We start from the raw sequence: 14,846 nt of genomic DNA, 5'->3' as shown, positions 1-14,846 counted from the left end.
GCCATGGCCGCCACGCCGCTTTCCCGCCGCATGCTGTTGTTCGGTCGCAACGCGACCGCTGATTCCCCGCTGCGCCCGCCGTGGGCGATCGATGCCGACCTGTTCGCCGCGCGCTGCACGCGGTGCGACGCATGCGTGCGCGCCTGTCCGGAGCAGGTCCTGCTGCGCGATGGCGACGGCCTGCCGCGCTTCGATCCGGCGCGCGGGGAATGCACATTCTGCGGTGATTGCGTGCAGGCCTGCGGGAGCGGCGCGTTGCAGGCGACGGTTTCGCCACCGTGGGAGTTGCGTGCGCAGGTCCAGGACAGCTGCCTGCCGGCGCATGGCGTCGTCTGTGCCAGCTGCCGCGAAGTCTGCCCGGAGTCGGCGATCCGCGTTCCACCGGGTGGGCGCGGCGCGGCCATGGTCGATGCGGAGCGTTGCAGCGGCTGTGGCGCGTGCGTGGGTATTTGCCCTGCCCAGGCGATCACCCTGGCCCACCTGCCGCTGGAAGTCCCCGCATGACCGCGCCCGCGCCCGACGACGAAATCCACATCGCCAGTTTCGTGGTCCAGCACCGCGAAGGTTCGGGTCCGGCGCTGGCGGCGATGGTCGCCTGTCATGGCGACCTGGAGCTGGCGATACCCGGCGCCACGCGCAGCGTCCTGCTGTGCGAATCGGCCGACCGCCATGCGGTGATGGATCGCGTCGACCAGCTCAAGGAAGTCGCCGGTGTACTGAACGTGCTGCTGGTCCACCATCACGCCGAGTCGCGCCAGGCGCTCGACGAACCCCTGTCCAACGCCAACGTGAGCGGAGCCCCCGCATGAGCACCACACGCCGCGATTTCATCCGCAACAGCGCCGTCGCCACCGCGGCGGCCGCTGCCGGCCTGCCGCTTCCGGGTGGCAGCAGCAACGTCATCACCGAAGGCGACCTCACTTCGCTCAAGTGGAGCAAGGCGCCCTGCCGCTACTGCGGCACCGGCTGCGGGGTGAACGTGGCCGTGCGCGACGGCCACGTCGTCGCCACCCATGGCGACGTCCACTCCGAGGTCAACCGCGGCATCAACTGCGTCAAGGGCTACTTCCTGTCCAAGGTGCTGTACGGCACCGACCGCCTGACCAAGCCTTTGCTGCGCAAGAAGGGCGGGGTGTACGCGAAGGATGGCGACTTCACCCCGGTGGAATGGGACGAGGCCTTCGACGTGATGGCCGAGCAGTTCAAGAAGGTGCTCAAGGCCAAGGGCGGCGATGCGATCGGCATGTTCGGCTCGGGCCAGTGGACGATCTGGGAGGGCTACGCGGCCAACAAGCTGATGAAGGCCGGCTTCCGCAGCAACCACATCGATCCCAACGCCCGGCACTGCATGGCGTCGGCGGTGATGGGCTTCATGCGCACCTTCGGCATGGACGAGCCGATGGGCTGCTACGACGACATCGAAGCCGCCGACGCGTTCGTGCTGTGGGGCTCGAACATGGCCGAGATGCACCCGATCCTGTGGACGCGGGTGACCGATCGCCGGCTGTCGCACCCGCACGTAAAGGTCGCGGTGATGTCGACCTTCGAGCATCGCAGCTTCGAACTTGCCGACATCCCGATCGTGTTCAAGCCGCAGACCGACCTGGTCATCCTCAACTACATCGCCAACCACATCATCCAGAGCGGGCGCGTCAACAAGGCCTTCGTCGATTCCCGCCTGAACTTCAAGCGTGGCAACCAGGACATCGGCTACGGCCTGCGCCCGGACCATCCGCTGGAAATGGAAGCCGAGAACGCCGACGACCCGGGCGGCGGCGAACCGATCACCTTCGAGCAGTTCGCCGAATTCGTGAAGCCCTACACGCTGGACAAGGCCGTGGAGATGAGCGGCGTGGAGCGCGGCTGGCTGCAGCAGCTGGCCGAGCTGTACGCGGACCCCGAGGTGAAGGTCACCTCGTTCTGGACCATGGGCTTCAACCAGCACACCCGTGGCGTGTGGGCCAACAACATGGTCTACAACATCCACCTGCTGACCGGGAAGATCTCCACCCCGGGCAACAGCCCGTTCTCGCTGACCGGCCAGCCCTCGGCCTGCGGCACCGCGCGCGAGGTCGGCACCTTCAGCCACCGCCTGCCGGCGGACATGCTGGTGGCCAATCCCGAGCACCGCAAGCATGCCGAGGAGATCTGGAAGGTCCCGCACGGGCTGATCAATCCCAAGCCCGGCTACCACGCGGTGCAGCAGAACCGGATGCTGCGTGATGGCAAGCTCAATGCCTACTGGGTGCAGGTCAACAACAACATGCAGGCCGCGGCCAACATCATGGAGGAGGCCTGGCCGGGCTATCGCAACCCCGACAATTTCATCGTGGTATCCGATGCCTATCCGACCGTCACCGGGCAGGCGGCCGACCTGATCCTGCCGGCGGCAATGTGGGTGGAGAAGGAGGGTGCCTACGGCAACGCCGAGCGTCGTACCCAGTTCTGGCACCAGCTGGTCAACGCCCCCGGCGAAGCGAAGTCCGACCTGTGGCAGCTGATGGAATTCTCCAAACGCTTCACCACCGACGAGTGCTGGCCGGCCGAACTGCTGGCGGCCAATCCGGAGTTCAAGGGCAAGACCCTGTTCGAGGTGCTGTTCGCCAACGGCAACGTGGATCGCTACCCGGTGTCGGACATCGAGGAGGGGTTCGCGAACCATGAGTCGGAAGACTTCGGCTTCTACGTGCAGAAGGGCCTGTTCGAGGAATACGCCGCGTTCGGTCGCGGCCACGGCCACGACCTGGCCCCGTTCGACATGTACCACCAAGCGCACGGCCTACGCTGGCCGGTCGTGGACGGGAAGGAGACGCGCCGCCGCTACATCGAAGGCGCCGATCCGTACGTCAAGCCTGGCGAGGGCCACAAGTTCTACGGGTTCCCGGACAACCGCGCCGTGGTGTGGGCGCTGCCCTACGAGCCGCCCGCAGAATCGCCGGATGCCGAGTACGACCTGTGGCTGGTGACCGGGCGCGTGCTCGAGCACTGGCATTCCGGTTCGATGACCATGCGCATCCCCGAGCTGTACCGGTCGTTCCCGGCGGCGGTGGTGTTCATGAATCCCGACGATGCGCGCGCGCGCGGGCTCAAGCGCGGTGACGAGATCCGGGTGGTGTCGCGACGCGGGGAGATGCGCTCGCGGGTGGAGACACGCGGGCGCAACCGGATGCCGCCGGGCATGGTGTTCGTTCCGTGGTTCGATGCCGGCCAGCTGATCAACAAGGTCACGCTTGATGCGACCGACCCGATCTCCAAGCAGACCGATTACAAGAAGTGCGCCTGCAAGGTCGTGATCGCCTAGGAGGCATGTCATGCGGAACAAACCCCTGCTTATCGTCGCCGGCCTCGTCCTGCTCCTGTCGGTGCTGGTGTTCGCCGCCGGCTGGATGTTCGGCAGCCTGAAGCGGCCCGACGACGCCCAGCCCGCCGCGACTGCTTCGACCCCGGTGGGCGCGCGTGCCATCTTCGTCCCGGGCGATGGCCAGATCGACGCCCTCCGCCGCGGCGTCCCGGTCGACAAGGAAGGCCATCCGCCACCGATGGCGCGGGTGGAGAACACCGACATGCGCCGGGTGCGCAACTATCCGATGCAGCCGCCGACCATCCCGCACGCGATCGACGGCTACCAGGTCGACAAGAACAGCAACCGTTGCATGCTGTGTCATGCGCGCGCCAATGCGGCCACTTTCCAGGCCCCGCCGGTCAGCGTGACCCACTACATGGACCGCGACGACCAGTTCCTGGCGACGATCTCGCCGCGACGCTACTTCTGCAGCCAGTGCCACGTGGTCCAGACCGACGCGCCGACGCTGGTGGCCAACGGCTTCCGCGACATCGACAGCCTGATGGCCGCGCCGCCGCCGGGAGGACATTGAGCCATGTGGGCATGGACCAAGCGGCATGCGCAGGGCTTCTGGCGGACGCTGCGTTCGCCGAGCCGCTACTACAGCCTGGGTTTCCTGACCGTGGCCGGGTTCATCGCCGGTGTGATGTTCTGGGGTGGTTTCAACACCGCGCTGGAGGCGACCAACACCGAGCAGTTCTGCACCAGCTGCCACGAGATGCGCGACAACGTCTTCCAGGAGCTGAAGGGCACGATCCACTACACCAACCGTTCCGGGGTCCGGGCCACCTGCCCGGACTGTCATGTGCCGCACAACTGGACCGACAAGATCGCGCGCAAGATGCAGGCCTCCAAGGAGGTCTGGGGAAAGATCTTCGGCACGATCAACACCCGCGAGAAGTTCCTCGACGAACGCCTGGTCCTGGCCACCCACGAATGGACGCGACTGAAGGCCAACGACTCGCTGGAGTGCCGCAACTGCCACGACTTCGATTCGATGGACCTGACCCGGCAGAGTCCGCGCGCGGCGCAGATCCATGGCCTTTGGCTGCGCAGCGGCGAGCGCACCTGCATCGACTGCCACAAGGGCGTCGCGCACCAGCTGCCGAACATGGCGGGCGTGCCGCAGGGCTGAGCCGCGCGGTCGGGTGCGGGATACAGGGGTAACCAGGGCACGGCTGGAAGGCAGGACGTGCCGTTCCCGATCGCATCCTCGCAGCCGGCATTTGGCGCGATGGATGCTTGTCCACCCGGAGTCCGGACATGAATGGAGCAACCCTGCGGTTCCTGGTCCTGGTCGCCGCGCTTTCGCCCTTGTCGGCGCTTGCGCAGAAGACCGATGACGAGCGCGACGCGGAGATCGCCAGCCTGCGCGAGACCGTGGACCGGCTGGTCCATCGCATCGAAGTACTGGAATCGGAGCGGGGGCAGGCGCCAGCCACGGCGGGCCCTGGCTTGCCTGCACCGGTGGCGGTGGCAGCGGCGCCCGTTCCGCCGGCAAGCGCCACGCCTGTGCCTGTGCCCGCCGCCGCCGATGCGGCGCTGGCGGCCGCGCCGGTTCCCGCTCCCGACGAATCACCGCTGCCCGCGCATCCGTCTTTCAGCGAGGACGAGCTCGGCGGCGCGCGCGTGGACAACGAGCTGGCGCCGGGCGAGGACGGGCAGGAGGGATTCTTCCCGGTCCGCGGCACCTCCACCTGGCTGCGCCTGAGTGGCTACGCCAAGCTCGATGCGATGTACGACACCGATGACGCCGGCGTCAGCGACCAGTTCATCACCTCGACGATCCCGGCCGGCGACCAGGCCGGTGATGGCAGTTTCAACATGCACGCGCGCCAGACCCGGTTCACCATCGAGGCGCGCCGGCAGACGGACTACGGCTGGCTGCGTTTCGTTCTGCAGAACGACTTCTATGGTTCCGGTGGTTCGTACGGATACAACCTGCGCCATGCCTGGGGCCAGTTGGGCAATACCTATGTCGGCTACGGCTTCTCGGCGTTCCTCGACCTGGATTCCGGGCCCGATACGCTCGACTTCGCCGGACCCGGCGCGGTCCCGTTCGCGCGCCTGGCCAGTGTCCGCCAGTACGTGCCGCTGTCCAACGGCAACCAGCTGGTCTTCGCCGCCGAACACGCGCCGCCGGAGATCACATCCTCATCGGGGTCGGCGCGCACGACCGCGCCCAACCTGGTCTTCGTCGCCCGACATGAAGGAGAAAGCGGCCACATGCAGGTCGGTACGCTGCTGCGCCAGCTGGCTTACCGCGACGATGCGGGCAGCGACGAGGCGATGGCGGGCGGCATCACCGTCAGTGGTGCATGGGGTGCCGAGGCGGGCAATTACGTGACCTGGGGCGCGGTCGGCGGCCGCGGCATCGCCACCTACGTCGGCGATCTGGGAGGCATCGGACTGGATGCGGTGGTCGATGACACCGGCGCGCTCGAGGTGCTCGACGAATGGGGCGGCTGGATCGGCTATGGCCATCCCTGGAACGAACACTGGCGTTCGACCCTGACCTGGGGCCGGTTGTACCTGGACCGGAACGATTCGCTCGCGCCGGACGCATTCCGGCGCAGCGACTATGCGGCGGCCAACGTGATCTACGCACCGGTGCCCAGCTGGAGCTGGGGTCTTGAACTGGTCTATGGCAAGTTGCAGCAGCAGGACGGCACCGATGGCGATGCGTTCCGGCTGCAGACCTCGTTGAAGTACGACTTCATCAAGTAGCAGGGCTTGGGGGGCGGAAAGTTGTGACATGATCGGCCCGACCTTCAAGGCTTTGGGGATGTCATGGGAACCGGTTCGCGTCAGCTGATCGTTGCGGTGGTTTTCCTTCTCTCGGGCCTGACCACCGGTAATGCCGGTGCGCACGATGACTCGCTCGCCCTGGCCGCCGCGCAGGCGGCAGGCGGCCAGGCAGCGGCGCCAGGAGCGCCCGGATCGGTGCTGTTCCGCAACGTGCGGATCTTCGATGGCACGTCCGGCCGCGTATCCGGTCCGAGCGACGTGCTGGTCCGTGGCAACCTGATCGAACGCATCGCGCCGGGGCAGGTGCCCGAGCCGGCGACGAAGGTGATCGAGGGTGGCGGCCGCGTGCTCATGCCCGGCCTGATCGATGCGCACTGGCACAGCATGATGGCCGCTCCGTCGCTGGGCGCGATCCTCAGTGGCGACCACCGTTACCTGACCGCGATCGCAGCCGCCGAATCCACCCGCACCCTGATGCGCGGCTTCACCAGCGTGCGCGACGTGGGTGGCAATTCCTTCGGCCTGAAGCAGGCGGTGGACGAGGGCGTGCTGCCCGGCCCGCGCATCTACGCATCCGGGGCGATGATCAGCGTGACCAGCGGCCATGGCGACTTCCGCCAGCCCGGCGACCTGCCGCGGACGATGGGTGCCCCCGGCCCGACCGACCTGGAGGGCGACACCGCCATCGCCGACAGCCCCGACGAGGTGCGCATGCGCGTGCGCGAGCAGCTCATGCGCGGCGCCGCGCAGATCAAGCTGACCGCCGGAGGCGGCGTGTCCTCGCCGCATAGTCCGCTGGATGCGATCACCTTCACGCCGGCGGAGCTGCGCGCGGCGACCGAGGCGGCCGGCAACTGGGGCACCTACGTCACCGTGCATGCCTATACGGCCGAAGCGGTGCGCCAGGCGATCGAGGCCGGGGTCAAGGTCATCGAGCACGGCAGCCTGATGGACGATGCCACTGCCCGGCTGATGGCGCAGCGGGGAATCTGGCTGAGCATCCAGCCGTTCCCCGATGAACTGGCCGAGGCGTTCCCGCCGGGTTCGTTCGAGCGGAAAAAGGCCGAGGAAGTGTTCGCGGGCAACAACCACGCCTACGACCTGGCCAAGAAGTACCGGCTCAAGACTGCGTGGGGCACCGACGTGCTGTTTTCCGCCGCACTCGCCGGGCGGCAGGGCGCGATCCTCGCCAGCCTCACCCGCTGGTACACGCCGGCCGAAACCCTGGTCATGGCCACCGGCACCAACGGCGAACTGCTGCAGCTGAGCGGCAAGCGCAATCCCTATCCCGGAAGGGTCGGCGTGGTGCAGGAGGGCGCGTTCGCCGACCTGCTACTGGTCGACGGCGATCCGACCGTGGACATCAGCCTGGTCGCGCGCCCGGAACAGGCCTTCAAGGTCATCATGAAGGACGGGCGGATCTACAAGGACACGCTGGGCGCCCAGGTACCCTGAACGGGGCGGTTGCCGGGCGGCCCAGTTCCGCCCGGCAACCCTGATTCCACGCCGTTGCGGGGATCCGCCGGGCAGGGCGCCGCGGTCGCGGCCGGCCACGTCCAGCGCCGTGGCTTGCGCCTGAAGCTGACCCCTTCACATGCGGCGAGTCCGTCGGTCACCGCCGTATTGCTGGCCGGTGCTGCCCGGCCATATCCTGTCGCCGCAATCAAGGGGCGCAGTGCACGGATTCGCACACAAGGGGAGGGTGGCTTCGCGAGTGTGAAGTCGCCCAGCAAGCAGTCGTGGGTGCATTGGGGGCGGGGATGGATCTGGGGGAATGCGGGGCCGGGCAGCGGAAGGCGCGCCCGTGGTGGCTTCGCGTGGGCCAGGCCCAGGCCGGGCGTGCCGGCGGGAGGGTGGCCCGGTGCGCAGGGTTGCTGCTGGCGCTGTGGTCGCCAACCGCCCTTGCGCAGGTCTCCGTGGCGGTATCGGACGCCAGCGTGGTGGAAGGCAACACCGGCACACGCTCGATGGTGTTCACCGTCACCCGCACCGGCGATCCGACCGCGGCCCGGTTCCTCTACACCACCGCCACCGGCGGGACCGCAACGGCGGTGACCGATTACACCGCCATGTCCGGATCGGTCGCCCTGGCGGCCGGGCAGGCCACCGCCACCTTCTCCGTGCCGGTCCGCGGCGACACCCTGGTCGAGCCGCAGGAAACGGTGCTGGTCAGCATCACCAACGATCCGGTGAACGCCCAGCCGCTGGTCGTGCTGGACGGTGCCGGCATCGGAACCATCATCGACGACGACACCGCGCCGACGGCTTCCATTTCGGTCAGCCCCGCCAGCGTGGTGGAGAACGGCAGCCCCAACCTGGTCTACCGGGTCGCACTGAGCCAGCCGTACGGGACGGCGCTTACAGTCAATTTCAGTGTCGGCGGCACGGCGACGGCGGGAACCGATTACGCGGCCATCGGCGCGTCGGTTGCGATCCCGGCCGGCAGCACCGGCGCGAACGTAACGGTCAACCCGACCGGCGACTCCACGTTGGAGCCGCACGAGACCGTCATCATCACGCTGGCGACGGGATCGGGTTACACGGTCGGTTCGCCTGCCTCGGCCACTGGCACGATCCTCAACGACGACAGCCCCGTGGTGAACGTGGCGGTGGCGCCGGCCAGCATGGCCGAGGACGCGGGGACCAGCCTGGTCTACACCTTCACCCTGAGCCAGCCCAAGGCGACCGCCGTCTCGCTGGTCTACACGCTCACCGGTACGGCAACGTCGGGTACGGACTACGTCGCGCCAGCTTCACCGCTGGTCATTCCGGCGGGGAGCACCAGCGGCATGATCGTCGTGACGCCCACGGCCGACACCGCGATCGAAGCCAACGAGACCGTCATCGTCACCTTGCAGAACGGCACCGGGTACACGCGTGGCACGGCCGTCGCGACCGGAACCATCCTCAACGACGACACCTCGACGGCGACCATTGCCGTGGCGCCGGGCGCGGTGCTGGAGAACGGCACGCCGAACCTGATCTACACCGTCACCCTGTCGCAGGCCGCGGCGGTGAGCACGTCGGTCAACTTCAGCGTCGGCGGCACGGCCACCTCGGGCTCCGACTACGCCGCGGTCGTCTCGCCGCTGGTCATCCCGGCCGGCACCACCACTCGCACCATCACCGTCAACCCGACCGCCGATACCACGGTCGAGGCGGACGAGACGGTCGTCGTCACGCTCGCAGCGGGCGGCACCTATGTCGTGGGAGTGCCGGCGAGTGCGACCGGCACGATCACCAACGACGACCTGCCCGCGCTGGTGATCAACGATGTGTCCATCGTCGAAGGCGACAGTGGGACCACCAACGCAGTGTTCACGGTGACGCTGAGTCCGGCGGTCGGCCAGAACGTGAGCGTCAACTACGCAACCGCCAATGGGACGGCGAGTGGAACCACGGACTACACGCCGACGAGCGGCACCGTGACCATTGCCGCGGGTGCCACCACCGGCACGATCTCCGTTCCGGTGAGGGGCGACACGCTGGCCGAGCCGAACGAGACCTTCCGAGTCAATCTTTCCAACCCTGTAAATGCGCGGCTGGCCGATACGCAGGGCGTCGGCACGATCACCGACGACGACACCCGCACCGCCACCCTCGCGCTGGCACCGGCCACGGTGCAGGAAGACGGTGCGACCGGCCTGGTCTACACGGTGACGCTCTCCAGGCCGGCGCTCGCGGCCACGACGGTGCGCTTCACGATGGCCGGTACGGCCACCTCGGGGACCGACTACACCGCTGTCGGAACCTCGGTGGTCATTCCGGTCGGCGCCACCACTCGCACGGTCACGGTCGTCCCGATCGCGGACACCACCGTTGAACTGGACGAGACGGTCCTTCTGACCCTGGTCGCGGGGACGGGCTATGCGGTCGGCGCACCCGCCAGTGCGACCGGAACGATCGGCAATGACGACGTATCGACCGCGACGGTCGCGGTCGCACCGTCGAGCGTGGTGGAGGACAGCGGTGCGGGGCTGGTATTCACGGTCACGCTGTCGCAGCCGGCGGCGGCGGCCACGGCGGTGGACTTCACCGTGGGCGGAACCGCAAGCGCGGGCAACGACTACGTCGCCATCGGCAGCCCGGTGATCATTCCCGCCGGCAGCACGACCGGCACGGTGACGGTGGTCCCGCTGGCCGATACGCAGGTGGAGCCGGACGAGAGCGTCGTGTTGACCCTGGTGCCGGGCACGGGCTACGCAATCGCGGCTCCCGCCAGCGCGACGGGAACCATCGCCAATGACGACGTCGTGCTGGCTTCCATCGCCGTGTCTCCGGCCGTGGTGCCCGAGGACGGTGTGTCCGCCCTCGTGTACACGGTGACGCTGTCGCAGGTGGCGATTGCGGCGACCGAAGTGGACTTCAGCGTGGCAGGCACGGCTACCGCGGGTGCGGACTACGCAGCCGTGAGCAACCCGGTGATCATTCCCGCGGGAATGATCACCGGGACCGTGACGGTCACGCCGATTGCGGATGCGACCGTGGAGGCGGACGAGACGATCGTCCTGGCGCTTGCGCCGGGTACCGGTTACTCGGTGGGTTCGCCGGCAATCGCTACGGGCACGATCCGCAGCCTCGATACGATCAGGTTCGACCCCGCGACGTTGCCGGCGGCGACGGTCGCCAGCGGCTACACCCAGGCGATCGTCGCCAGTGGCGGCAATGGTCCGTATGCCTATGCGGTGACCGCCGGTGCATTGCCGTCGGGGCTGGCGCTGGCCAGCGATGGCGCGCTGTCGGGCACGCCGACGGCCGGCGGCGCGTTCGCAGTGACGGTGACGGCGACGGACAGCCTGGGCTTCACCCAAAGCAACGGATACGTGCTGACCGTCAACGCACCGGCGATAGCGCTGGGTCCGGCGATGCTGGTGGATGGCACGGCAGGCGCCACCTACAGCCAGGCCCTTGTCGCCGGCGGCGGCATCGCGCCCTACAGCTATGCCGTGACGGCCGGTGCACTGCCGGCAGGACTGACGCTGACGGCCGACGGCCTGCTGGCCGGAACGCCGCTGGCGGACGGGACGTTCAACGTGACCTTCACCGCAACCGACAGCAGCACCGGCAGTGGTCCCTACGCGGCCAGCCAGGCCTATGCGCTGGTGATCGCGGCGACCGCGATCGAAGCGGTGGACGATGCCGGCGCGGTGGCCAATGGCGGCAGGGGCGGCATCGCGGTCGCGGACGTACTGGCCAACGACACCGTGGGTGGGAGCCCGGCGACGCTGGCCACCGTCACGCTCGCGCAGCTCTCGACTTCCGATCCCGATGTCACGCTCGACGCGGGCAGCGGCGCGATCAACGTCGCGGCTGCGACGGGCGCCGGCACCTACACGCTGGGCTATCGCATCTGCGAAGCGCGGTACGCCTCCAATTGCCGCGATGCCACGGTGACGGTCAGCGTGGGTGCCGCAGTGATCGATGCGGCCGACGATGCGGGCAGCGCGCTGGCCGGCACGACGTCGGTGGCCGTTGCCAGCGTCCTGGCCAACGACACCCTCGATGCCGCGCCGGCGACCCTCGCCGGCGTGTCGCTGGCGCTGGTGTCCACGTCCGATCCTGCCGTCACCCTGGATACCGGCAGTGGTGCGGTCCAGGTCGCCGCCAGCGCCACGGCTGGGGCGCAGGTGCTGGCCTACCGCCTCTGCGAGGTCCTCAATCCGGGCAACTGCGACGACGCGACCGCCACGATCACGGTGAACGCCGCGCCCGCGGCGCAGTCACGCGAGCTGGAGATCGCAGCCGACGCACCGGCCACGGTGGACCTGGCCGAAGGCGCGAGCGGCGGGCCGTTCACCGCGGCCACGCTGGTGGCGCTGTCGCCGGCCAGCGCCGGTCGTGCGGTGATCCACGCGACGGGCAGCGGCGCGACGGCGCGGTTCCTCCTCGAGTTCGTTCCGGCGGCCGGTTTCGGTGGCAGCGCCAGGGTGCAGTTCACGCTTGCCAATGCATTCGCGGTCTCGCCGGTGGCCACGGTGACCTTCCAGGTGCAGCCGCGTCCGGACCCCGCGCTGGATCCGGAGGTTCGCGGGATCGTCGATGCCCAGGTGCAGTCGACGCGGCGCTTCGCCGACGTGCAGGGCGACAACGTGCGGGGCCGGCTGGAAAGCCTGCACGGTAGCGGCAGTCGCCAGGGCCGGCTCGACAACCGGGTGGGCTTCGCGCTGTCGCGCGAATGCGTGCAGCCGGCGCGCCCGGGCGAACCCGAGGGCCAGCCGCGCTGCGAGCGGGCCGATGCGGATCCCGGCCAGGCGACCGCCCCGGATCAGGCCTCCGGCGAAGAGCCGGCGCGGCCCTACGGCGCCTGGATCGGTGGGCAGATCCGATCGGGCAGCTTCGACGGTTCCGGGGGATCAGGCGTGGGCTTCGAGACCGACGGCGTCAGCCTCGGCGTCGACATCGATCTGGCTCCGGCGTTCACCGTCGGCGCCGGCGTGGGCTATGGCCGCGACGACAACGACGTCGGCGAGCAGGGCAGCTCGCTGGCAGGTCGTGCCACCTCCTACCTCGGGTATGCCAGCTACCACCCGGGCCGGCTCTTCATCGATGGCCTGGCCGGCTACCAGCAGTTGACCTTCGATCTTCGCCGCGCGCTCGCCGATGGCGGAATGGTGACCGGGACGCGCCAGGGCCGACAGTGGTTCGGTTCGCTGATCCTGGGCGCGGACCTGCCGTCGGGCAACGGGCAGTTCACCCCGTACGCGCGCTTCGATGTCGCCAGCGCCACCTTGAACGCCTACGGCGAGTCCGGGCATGCGACCCGCGCCCTGCACTTCGACGCGATGGACGTCGATGCGAGCACGGGCAACCTCGGTTTCCGCTACGACTACCGCCTGGCGACGTCGTGGGGCACGGTGACGCCGCAGTTCCGCACCGAGTACCAGTACGACTTCACCGATCCGCAGGTGGCCGCCATGCGCTACGCGGATCTTCCGGAAGGGCTCACGTACCGGATGGAGAGCACGCGCCTGGACCGCAGGCGTCTTGTGTTCGGCGCCGGGGTCACGCTCGACTGGAGCAGTGGCCTGGGCGTGCGGCTCGAGTACCGGACAGGAGCCGGCGACGACGACAGGCGCGAGCAGGATGTATCGGTCAACCTGCAGAAGCAGTTCTGATACGGCCGCGCGGCCGCGGTTTATAGTGCCTCAAGGTAGAGGGCCGGCTGGCGGCTGCGGAATGTTCCGCAACCACGCCGCGCACGAGCGGATCGTGCGCGGGGGCTGATCCGCTCAGAGCAAGGCAGGAATACATGCGCAGCATCGACCACTTCATCGACGGGCGACGCGTCCCCGGAACCTCCGGGCGCCACGGCGACGTCTTCGATCCGAACAGCGGACAAATCCAGGCGCGGGTGGCGCTGGCCGGCGCGGCCGAACTGGATCGCGCGGTCCAGAGCGCGGCAAAGGCGCAGCACGAGTGGGCACGGGTGAACCCGCAGCGCCGCGCGCGGGTCATGTTCGAGTTCAAGCGCCTGCTGGAGGCGAACATGGACGAGCTGGCGGCACTGCTGTCCAGCGAGCACGGCAAGGTGCTGAGTGATTCGCGCGGCGACATCCAGCGCGGACTCGAGGTGATCGAATTCTGTTGCGGCATCCCGCACCTGCTCAAGGGGGAGTACACGCAGGGCGCCGGTCCGGGCATCGACGTGTACTCGATGCGGCAGCCGCTGGGCGTGGTTGCCGGCATTACTCCGTTCAATTTTCCGGCGATGATCCCGATGTGGATGTTCGGACCGGCGATCGCCTGCGGCAATGCCTTCATCCTCAAGCCCTCCGAGCGCGATCCCTCGGTGCCGGTGCGCCTGGCCGAGCTGATGATCGAGGCTGGCCTGCCCGAAGGCGTGCTCAATGTCGTGCATGGCGACAAGGACGTGGTCGAGGCGATCCTCAAGCACCCGCAGATCCGCGCGGTGAGCTTCGTCGGCTCCTCCGACATCGCCCAGTCGGTGTATGCGCTGGGTGCGCAGCACGGCAAGCGCATGCAGTGCATGGGCGGGGCCAAGAACCATGGCATCGTGCTGCCCGACGCCGACCTGGACCATGCGGTGGCCGACATCCTCGGCGCCGCCTACGGTTCGGCCGGCGAGCGCTGCATGGCGCTGCCGGTCGTGGTGCCGGTGGGCGAGGCCACCGCACAAGCACTCCGCGAGAAGCTGGTCGCCCAGATTCCGGGAATGCGCGTGGGCGTCTCCAGCGATCCGCAGGCTCAGTTCGGGCCGGTGGTGACCGCCGCCCATCGCGCGCGCATCGAGCAGTACATCCAGATGGGCGTGGACGAAGGCGCCGAGCTGGTGATCGACGGCCGCGGCTTCCGCTTGCCTGGGCACGAGGACGGCTTCTTCCTCGGCCCCAGCCTGTTCGACAGGGTGACCGACACGATGGCCACCTGGCGTGAGGAGATCTTCGGACCAGTGCTGCAGATCGTGCGCGCCGACAGCTTCGAGCAGGCGCTGGCGCTGCCCAGCCGGCACCAGTACGGCAACGGTGTGGCGATCTTCACCCGTAATGGTGACGCCGCACGCGAGTTCGCCGAACAGGTCGAGGTGGGCATGGTCGGCATCAACGTGCCCATCCCGGTACCGGTGGCTTATCACAGCTTTGGTGGCTGGAAGCGATCGGGCTTCGGCGACCTGAACCAGTATGGCCAGGACGGCGTGTGCTTCTTCACCCGCACGAAGACAGTGACCCAGCGCTGGCCACGCGACGGCGTGGTCGCCGACCAGAGCTTCGTCATTCCGACCATGCGTTGATCGGCT

At 68.5% G+C, this 14,846-nt stretch carries 9 protein-coding genes; all 9 read left to right on the top strand.

Features of this window, described 5'->3' with window-relative positions:
- Window positions 1-3: 3 nt before the first annotated feature.
- The 9 genes from napF to MNQ95_RS04210 all read left to right on the top strand — a co-directional run bounded on the left by napF (window position 4) and on the right by MNQ95_RS04210 (window position 14,840).
- Window positions 4-504 (top strand): ferredoxin-type protein NapF, encoded by a 501-nt coding sequence (napF, locus tag MNQ95_RS04250; RefSeq protein ID WP_241953914.1) that lies wholly within the window; start codon window positions 4-6, stop codon window positions 502-504.
- Complete coding sequence (locus MNQ95_RS04245; protein ID WP_241953913.1) at window positions 501-809, top strand: chaperone NapD; 309 nt, start codon at window positions 501-503, stop codon at window positions 807-809. The genes napF and MNQ95_RS04245 overlap by 4 nt, the downstream gene beginning before the upstream one ends.
- Window positions 806-3,301 (top strand): periplasmic nitrate reductase subunit alpha, encoded by a 2,496-nt coding sequence (gene napA, locus MNQ95_RS04240; protein ID WP_241953912.1) that lies wholly within the window; start codon window positions 806-808, stop codon window positions 3,299-3,301. The genes MNQ95_RS04245 and napA overlap by 4 nt, the downstream gene beginning before the upstream one ends.
- Before the next feature lie 10 nt (window positions 3,302-3,311).
- Entirely contained in the window at window positions 3,312-3,875 is a 564-nt protein-coding gene (locus MNQ95_RS04235; RefSeq protein WP_241953911.1) for a nitrate reductase cytochrome c-type subunit, read from the top strand.
- A gap of 3 nt (window positions 3,876-3,878) precedes the next feature.
- Complete coding sequence (locus tag MNQ95_RS04230) at window positions 3,879-4,478, top strand: cytochrome c3 family protein (protein ID WP_162411423.1); 600 nt, start codon at window positions 3,879-3,881, stop codon at window positions 4,476-4,478.
- Window positions 4,479-4,606: 128 nt separating this feature from the next.
- The gene (locus tag MNQ95_RS04225) at window positions 4,607-6,070 is read left to right on the top strand and encodes a DcaP family trimeric outer membrane transporter (protein WP_241953910.1); all 1,464 of its coding nucleotides are present in this window, start codon (window positions 4,607-4,609) and stop codon (window positions 6,068-6,070) included.
- A gap of 96 nt (window positions 6,071-6,166) precedes the next feature.
- Complete coding sequence (locus MNQ95_RS04220; RefSeq protein ID WP_241953909.1) at window positions 6,167-7,546, top strand: metal-dependent hydrolase family protein; 1,380 nt, start codon at window positions 6,167-6,169, stop codon at window positions 7,544-7,546.
- 416 nt (window positions 7,547-7,962) lie between these two features.
- A complete protein-coding gene (locus MNQ95_RS04215) occupies window positions 7,963-13,206 on the top strand; it encodes a Calx-beta domain-containing protein (RefSeq protein WP_241953908.1) in 5,244 nt (1,747 codons plus the stop codon).
- Window positions 13,207-13,340: 134 nt separating this feature from the next.
- Window positions 13,341-14,840, top strand: a complete 1,500-nt coding sequence (locus MNQ95_RS04210; protein WP_241953907.1) for a CoA-acylating methylmalonate-semialdehyde dehydrogenase — start codon at window positions 13,341-13,343, stop codon at window positions 14,838-14,840.
- Window positions 14,841-14,846 lie beyond the last annotated feature (6 nt).

This window comes from Pseudoxanthomonas daejeonensis, from assembly GCF_022637495.1.
GTDB classification, from domain to species: Bacteria; Pseudomonadota; Gammaproteobacteria; order Xanthomonadales; family Xanthomonadaceae; genus Pseudoxanthomonas; species Pseudoxanthomonas daejeonensis.
The sequence above is the reverse complement of the archived record's forward strand: the minus strand, read 5'-3'. Positions and strand labels throughout refer to the sequence as shown.